The sequence below is a fragment of the Kitasatospora sp. NPDC054768 genome (genome assembly GCF_053612025.1).
In genome coordinates this window covers 5,876-12,286 of record NZ_JBSHBN010000024.1, presented here as the reverse complement: position 1 = coordinate 12,286, position 6,411 = coordinate 5,876, and the positions used below count along the sequence as shown (strand labels likewise).

Annotated in this window: 7 protein-coding genes and 1 pseudogene; 4 read left to right on the top strand and 4 right to left on the bottom strand. The window is 72.9% G+C overall.

Annotated features, from left to right (window positions below):
* Nucleotides 1-250 precede the first annotated feature (250 nt).
* Nucleotides 251-631, top strand: a complete 381-nt coding sequence (locus tag ACWGKU_RS10150) for a CBS domain-containing protein (RefSeq protein ID WP_401054233.1) — start codon at nt 251-253, stop codon at nt 629-631.
* Nucleotides 632-916: 285 nt separating this feature from the next.
* Here the strand turns inward: ACWGKU_RS10150 and ACWGKU_RS10145 are convergent, their stop codons facing one another.
* Nucleotides 917-1,198, bottom strand: a complete 282-nt coding sequence (locus ACWGKU_RS10145) for a helix-turn-helix domain-containing protein (RefSeq protein ID WP_401054235.1) — start codon at nt 1,196-1,198, stop codon at nt 917-919.
* A 1,043-nt stretch (nt 1,199-2,241) separates the two neighbouring features.
* On the opposite strand from ACWGKU_RS10145, the gene ACWGKU_RS10140 reads away from it, so the two are divergent.
* From ACWGKU_RS10140 to ACWGKU_RS10130, 3 genes and pseudogenes are all read left to right on the top strand, one after another.
* Nucleotides 2,242-2,439: a hypothetical protein gene (locus tag ACWGKU_RS10140; protein ID WP_401054993.1), complete on the top strand. Its 198-nt coding sequence runs from the start codon at nt 2,242-2,244 to the stop codon at nt 2,437-2,439.
* Nucleotides 2,440-2,505: 66 nt separating this feature from the next.
* On the top strand, nt 2,506-2,847 hold the full coding sequence (locus ACWGKU_RS10135; RefSeq protein ID WP_401054994.1) for an ATP-binding protein: 342 nt from the start codon (nt 2,506-2,508) through the stop codon (nt 2,845-2,847).
* Nucleotides 2,826-3,290 (top strand): annotated as a pseudogene (locus tag ACWGKU_RS10130) (response regulator); the annotation flags it as partial. The gene ACWGKU_RS10135 and the pseudogene ACWGKU_RS10130, both read left to right, overlap by 22 nt.
* A 25-nt stretch (nt 3,291-3,315) precedes the next feature.
* Here ACWGKU_RS10130 and ACWGKU_RS10125 read toward each other — a convergent pair.
* From ACWGKU_RS10125 to ACWGKU_RS10115, 3 genes are all read right to left on the bottom strand, one after another.
* On the bottom strand, nt 3,316-4,494 hold the full coding sequence (locus tag ACWGKU_RS10125; protein WP_452180388.1) for a serine hydrolase domain-containing protein: 1,179 nt from the start codon (nt 4,492-4,494) through the stop codon (nt 3,316-3,318).
* A gap of 140 nt (nt 4,495-4,634) precedes the next feature.
* Nucleotides 4,635-5,801: a serine hydrolase domain-containing protein gene (locus tag ACWGKU_RS10120; protein ID WP_452180387.1), complete on the bottom strand. Its 1,167-nt coding sequence runs from the start codon at nt 5,799-5,801 to the stop codon at nt 4,635-4,637.
* A 303-nt stretch (nt 5,802-6,104) separates the two neighbouring features.
* Nucleotides 6,105-6,411, bottom strand: a 307-nt coding sequence (locus ACWGKU_RS10115; protein WP_452191397.1) for a DUF7507 domain-containing protein, incomplete at its 5' end; no start/stop codon positions are given.

The window sequence follows — 6,411 nt, the reverse complement described above, 5'->3', positions numbered from 1 at the left end:
CGCCGCCCCCGCCCAACCCCCCCGGGGCGTCAAAAACCGGGCCTCCAGGGGCCCCCGCGGGCCCCCCGGCCGGTCCCCCATCCCCGCTTGGGTGTTTGGGGGGGGCGGGTCGGGCCGCCCCTGCGGGGCCCCCCACCACTCACCAAGCGGAGAGCAGTCTCGGCCCGCTCCGGCGCACCCGCCGGCCGTTCCACCGCCAGTGCCCTGACTACCGCCGGTCCCGGCGGTGGATACGCGAAGGAGTCTGCCCATGACCATCACCCTCGAATGCCCCGCGACCACCGCCACGGTCGGCGACCTTATGAAATGCCCGGAGCTGCAGATCAGCGACGACGTCATGGTCGACATGGCGATGGACATCCTGCAGAGCTCCGGTGCCGACCACCTCCTGGTCCGCGACGACGACGGCCGCTGCGCGGGGTTGCTGACCCGCCTGCACCTGGCGCCGTTCCAGACCCGCTCCCGGTCCACCGAGCGCACCCCGGTGCGCGACATAGTCCTCGACCGGGCCCCGTTCGCCACCGCCGACATGCCCGCCGCCACCGCGGCCGCCGCCATGCGTTCCCGCGGCCTGGCCGTGTGGCCGGTGGTGGACCACGACGGCCACGCCATCGGCCTGCTCCGCTTCTAGGCCCGGCGCGTCGGCGCCGACGCGCCGGCCATCGCGGTATCCGCCCGCAGCGCGCTTCGCCCCTACCGGCGGATGCGCCGGGCCGGTGCGGCCTCACGCGAACCTGGAATCCCCCTGCGCGGAAGCGGTCTGCGTGGTCCGCGCCGTGAGGCAGGGTGTCGGGCGGCCGGGCCGGTGGAGAACGGTCGGCTGGCGAACCGGAACCGAGGGGCTCGTGTCCCGGGCGGCCTGCGGTGGGCACCTGCTGCTCACCGCGGGCCGGTTTCGTCGGCCTGGATGGCTGGGTCAGGTGTCGGCGGCGGGTTCCTGGCCGTGTTGGGAGTGGCGGAGCTGCTCGTTGATGCGCAGGGCTTCCTCGAGTTGGTCTTCGAGGATGATGATGCGGCAGGCGGCGTCGATGGCGGTGCCCTGGTCGACGAGGTCGCGGGCGCGCATCGCGATCCGAAGCTGGTAGCGGGAGTAGCGGCGGTGGCCGCCGTCGGAGCGCAGGGGGGTGATGAGGCCCTGCTCGCCGAGCGAGCGCAGGAAGCCGGGGGTGGTGCCGGTCATCTCGGCGGCGCGGCCCATGGTGTAGGCGGGGTAGTCGTCATCGTCGAACGAGCTGACGGCGTCGGGGGTGTGGGGTCGGATGGTTGCCGTGGTCACTGCACCTCTTCTTGTTGTTCTGTCCGGGGACGCGCTGAGGGGCCCCGGGGCCGTTGCGGCTCCCGGGGCCCCGAAGGGTTTTACACCATCTGCCGGCCTGTGGCCGACTTCCTCATGTCCGCCTCGCCCCCGGGGGAGGGAGCGTGCGGGGATCGCGTATGCGTGACCGGAAACCACCGTCCTTGCCTTGGGGTCTTCGGAATCCGCCCGGGTGATGCCTCACGGGCCGGGCGATCCTGATGGCGCTCTGTCCCCTCCGTTCATCTTCTGTACTGACCGATTACTGCGAACTGCGGGTACTTCCAACTGCCGGGTACTGCGAACTGCTCGGAACTGCGGTACTGCTGGTACTGCGAACTGCGTGGTAGTGCCAACTACCCGGTGCTGCTGTGGCGGTCCTGGTGGTCCGCCGGTTCCGGCAGTCAGCCCCGTCGCCCGTCCTGCTCAACCGTTCGGCTTGGAACCCCACTGCCGGACTCCCAGCACGCGCGCCCGCAGTCTGGGCGCCTTCACTGGGATACCGCGTACTGCGACTGCCGGTACTGCGCAACTCAACTTCACCTGCTGGTAATGCATTTACCGAAATGCGGTACTGCTGGGCGGCGGCCCCTGATCCTGCGGGCCGCCCGGCCCGGCCACCGGTCCTGTCGCCTTACTGCACCATCCCTGGCTTCAGGGCCCTGCAACCGTGCCGACCTGCGAACTTCTTTCCTGCTGCCCGCCAGTTCGTGTCTGGCGGATACCGCTCGACCTCGTCTACGAGAGAAACATTAACCACGGTGCGCGGCAATGTCTACTCCGGCGGGCATAGATTTTGCGGTGTCGGTCGGGGAGGTAGTCTCCGCTCCGGACAGGGCGGCGGCCGGTCGCCGCAGCCGCGCCAGGACGGAGGACGCCGCGCCCGGCGGCCAGGACGACGAGTGAGCGGGAGGCGAGCGGTGGAAGGGCCGCAGGTAGTGCGGCAGGTGCGCACCCCCGAGCCCCATGCCCAGGCGTCGCCGGCGGTGGCCATCGCCGAAGCTGTCCGCGACCGGGACGAGCGGGTCCTGTGCCGGCTTCTGGCCCGTTTCGCCGAGCAGGCCGCCATCACGGACCTGCCCGCCCTGCGCGACGCCATCGACACCACCGGGCAGCACGGCGACCGCCCGCCGGGAGCCCGTTAGGCCGAGCCGGCCCGCCACGCTCCCGGATCGGAAGGCGCGTGCGGCGGCGTCACAGGTCAGGCGGACGTGCCCGGCCCAGCGCGGCGGATACCAGCCCTGCCCCGGCCGCTGCGGGCTCCACCGGTCGACCGGATCACCGTCGAGGTGTCCGACAACGGCACCGCCGCGTCGGCCGACACACCGGTGGGCGCCCTGGCGGGGGCGGGCGGTGCGGCCGGACCGAGGGCGGGCCGCACCGGGTACGGTCTGATCGGAATGCGCGAACGCGTCGCGCTGCACGGCGGCAGCCTGGTGGCAGGCGGTGTGGACGGTGGTGGCTTCCGGGTGGTGGCCAGCCTGCCGGTGGCGCCGGTCGACGGTGAGGAGCGGCTCGGAAGACGGAAACGCTGGAGCGGATCAGGGTACTGATCGCGGACGACCAGCCGCTGGTGCGGCGGGGCCTGGCCCTGATCCTGTCCCCCGACCCGGCGTTCGACGTGGTCGCCGAGGCCGACGACGGGCAGCGGGCGGTCGACCTCGCGCACCGGCACCGGCCCGACGTCGTGGTGATGGACATCCGGATGCCAGTGCTCGACGGGGTCCAGGCGACCGAGCGGCTCACCCGGGAACTGCCCGAGTGCCGGGTCCTCGCGCTGAGCACCTTCGACATGGACGAGTACGTGGTGGCCGCCCTGCGCGCCGGCGCGTCCGGGTTCCTGCCCAAGGACTGCTCCCCCGAGGAGCTCTCGGCCGCCGTGCGCACGGTGCACACGGGGGAGGCCGCGGTGGCGCCGCGCCTGAAGCCGGGCGGAGCGGGCCGGTTGCCCCGAGTCTCCCCGAGCCGCGAGGCCGTCCGGTGCCCGGCCCCCGCGCGCGGGAGCCGGCCCGAGGGGTGGGTCAGCGGCAGAGGGCCGCGTCCAGGGCTTCCGCCATGTGCTGCGCGCCGTCCGCGCCGGGGACGGTGGTGACCGTGATGGTGACGGCGCGGCCGTCGTCGGTGACGCCGCCGCGGGAGCGGTAGCCGGGGGAGGTGCCGCCGTGGCCCCAGGCCAGGCCGCCGCAGGAGAGCGGCCTGCTCTGCAGGCCCAGACCGTAGCGGACACCTGGGCCCAGGAGTTCGGCGGGGACGGTGGCGCGCATCTCGGCGAGCTGTGCCGGGGGCAGGAGCCGGCCGCCGAGGAGCGCGGCGAAGAACGAGTTGAGGTCGGTGTTGGTGGTGACGACCGCCCCGGCCGCCCAGGCCATCGAGGTGTCCATGTCGGTGTAGTCGACCGGGGGAGCGTCCGGCGTGCTGCGGAAGTAGCCGTGGGGGTGGGCCTCGTGGATGGTGGTGTCGCCGGGGGTGGGGAAGTAGGTGTGGCGCAGGCCGATGCGGTTGATGACGCGCTTGGTGATCTCCTCGCCGAGCGGCCGTCCGGTGACCTTCTGGGCGAGGAGTCCGGCGACGATGTAGTTGGTGTTGCTGTACTCCCAGCTGGTTCCCGCGGGGAAGCGGGCCTTCTGGGCGAGCGCGCCGTCGAGGAGGTCGCGGGGCTCGAAGTAGCGGTACTGCACGGTGGTGAAGTCCGAGAGGGCGGGGGCGTCCATGTACTCGGGCAGGCCGCTGGTGTGCTGGAGCAGTTGACGGACGGTGATGTCGTGTCCGTCGATGCCGTCGCCGCGCAGCAGGCCGGGCAGGTAGGTCTCGACGGGAGAGTCGAGGCCGACCTTTCCCTCGGCGACGAGCTGGAGGACGACGACGGCGGTGAAGGTCTTGGTGTTGCTGCCGGCGCGTATCTGCCCGTCGACGGGGGGCTTGGCCCCGGTGGCGAGGTCGCCGACGCCCGCGGTGTAGGTGCGGGTGCGGCCGTCACGGCCCTTCACGGAGGCCAGTGCGGCGGGCGGGCCGTCGTCCTTCACCAGCGCGTTCAGGCTCTGCTGGACGCTGTCCGGCTTGCCGCCCGCGAACGCCGCGGTCGATGCCAGCGCCCCGGCCGCCAGGACACCGGCGGCCACGGCGGTCACGGCCGCCACCGCCCGGTGCCGGCCGCCCCGGCGGGAACGGCGGACGCGGGTGTGCGGTGTGTGCTCGTTCACGGAGGAACTCCTCTGCTGAAGGGGGAATTGCCGGGCTGTGCGGGTTCCGTGCGCCGAGGCGTGCCGGGGCGCGCGGAACCCGTTGGTGGTGCCGGTGCGGATCGCGGATGCTCAGGCCGGACCGGGGAGGGTCCGCGGGGTCAGCGACACAGGGCCGCGTCCACCGTGGCCTTGACGTGCTGCTCGGTCTCGTCGCCCGGGATCACGGTCACCGCGATGCCGGCGGCGCGGCCGTCGTCGGTGGCGCCCCCGGCGGTGTAGTAGCCCGGGATGGTCCCGCCGTGGCCCCAGTACAGGCCGCCGCACGACAGCGGATGGCTCACCAGGCCCAGCCCGTAGCGGACGCCGGGACCCACCTCGTCGGCGGGGACGGTGGTGCGCATCTGGGCGAGCTGCGCCGGGGGCAGGAGCCGGCCGCCGAGGAGCGCGGTGTAGAAGCGGGTGAGGTCACTGGGGGTGGAGACGACGGCGCCTGCCGCCCAACCCCAGGACGGGTCCAGCTCCGTGTAGTCGCGGAGCGAGCCGTCGGCTTCCCGGTTGTAGCCCTTGGGGTGGGCCTCGTGGAGGGTGGTGTCGCCGGGGGTGGGGAAGTAGGTGTGGCGCAGACCGATGCGGTCGACGATGCGCCGGTTGACCTCCTCGCCGAGCGGCCGCCCGGTGACCTTCTGGATGATCAGGCCGGCCAGCAGGTAGTTGGTGTTGCTGTACTCCCAGCGCGTACCCGGGGCGAAGTGGGCTTTCTGGGCCAGAGCCGCGTCGAGGAGCTCGCGCGGTTCGTAGTACCGGTTCGGGCCGGTGAGGATGGAGTCCTTGTCCACGTACTCGGGCAGGCCGCTGGTGTGCTGGAGCAACTGCCGGACGGTGATGTCGCGTCCGTCGATGCCGTCGCCGCGCAGCAGGCCGGGCAGGTAGGTCTCGACGGGAGAGTCGAGGCCGACCTTTCCCTCGGCGACGAGCTGGAGGACGACGACGGCGGTGAAGGTCTTGGTGTTGCTGCCGATCCGTACCTGCCCGTCGACGGGGGGCTTGGCCCCGGTGGCGAGGTCGCCGACGCCCGCGGTGTAGGTGCGGGTGCGGCCGTCACGGCCCTTCACGGAGGCCAGTGCGGCGGGCAGGCCGTCGTCCTTCACCAGCGCGTTCAGGCTCTGCTGGACGCCGTCCGGCTTGCCGCCCGCGAACGCCGCGCTCGGTGCCAGCGCCCCGGCCGCCAGGACACCGGCGGCCACGGCGGTCACGGCCGCCACCGCCCGGTGCCGGCCGCCCCGGCGGGAACGGCGGACGCGGGTGTGCGGTGTGTGCTCGTACACGGAGGAACCCCTCTGAATGGACCGTTCCGGTGATTTCCGGCCTTGGTCAAGAGGACCATTCAGAGGTGGGGGAGTTCGTCCGCACCCAGGACGAGACCGAACCTGGGAGCCGGCTCCGGGAGACGCCCCCGGGCAGGACCGTGCTCCTGCGCCGTCTCAACGAAGGAGGCCGTTCCCGCCATCGGGTGGGAACGGCCTCCGGCCTGCGAAGAGCTGGTCAGGACGACGGGAGGTGAACCTGCGGCCCCTTGGCCGGCACCGGGCTGCCCGGGGGCTGGTTCCGTCGGTCGGCGTGCGGCCGGCCTACTGCCTGCCGGAGCGAGGCCTCGGGAGGCGGCGGATGGCACGGGCGGAGACCAGGGCCAGTGTGCCGAGGCCGACCAGCAGGGTCGCGCCGGTCGCGTAGAGCAGTTCCTCGGTGCCCGTGTTCGGCAGCTCGTTCGGGTGCTTCGGGGGCTGCGTCGGCAGGGGTGCCGGTGTGCTGGTCGCGGTGATTCGGGCGGTTGCGGGGGGTGAGGTGACGGGCGGGCCGCTGGGTGGGGTTCCGTGGGCGGTGGCGGTGTTGGTCACGGTGCCCGCGTCGATGTCCGCCTGGGTGACGGTGTAGGTC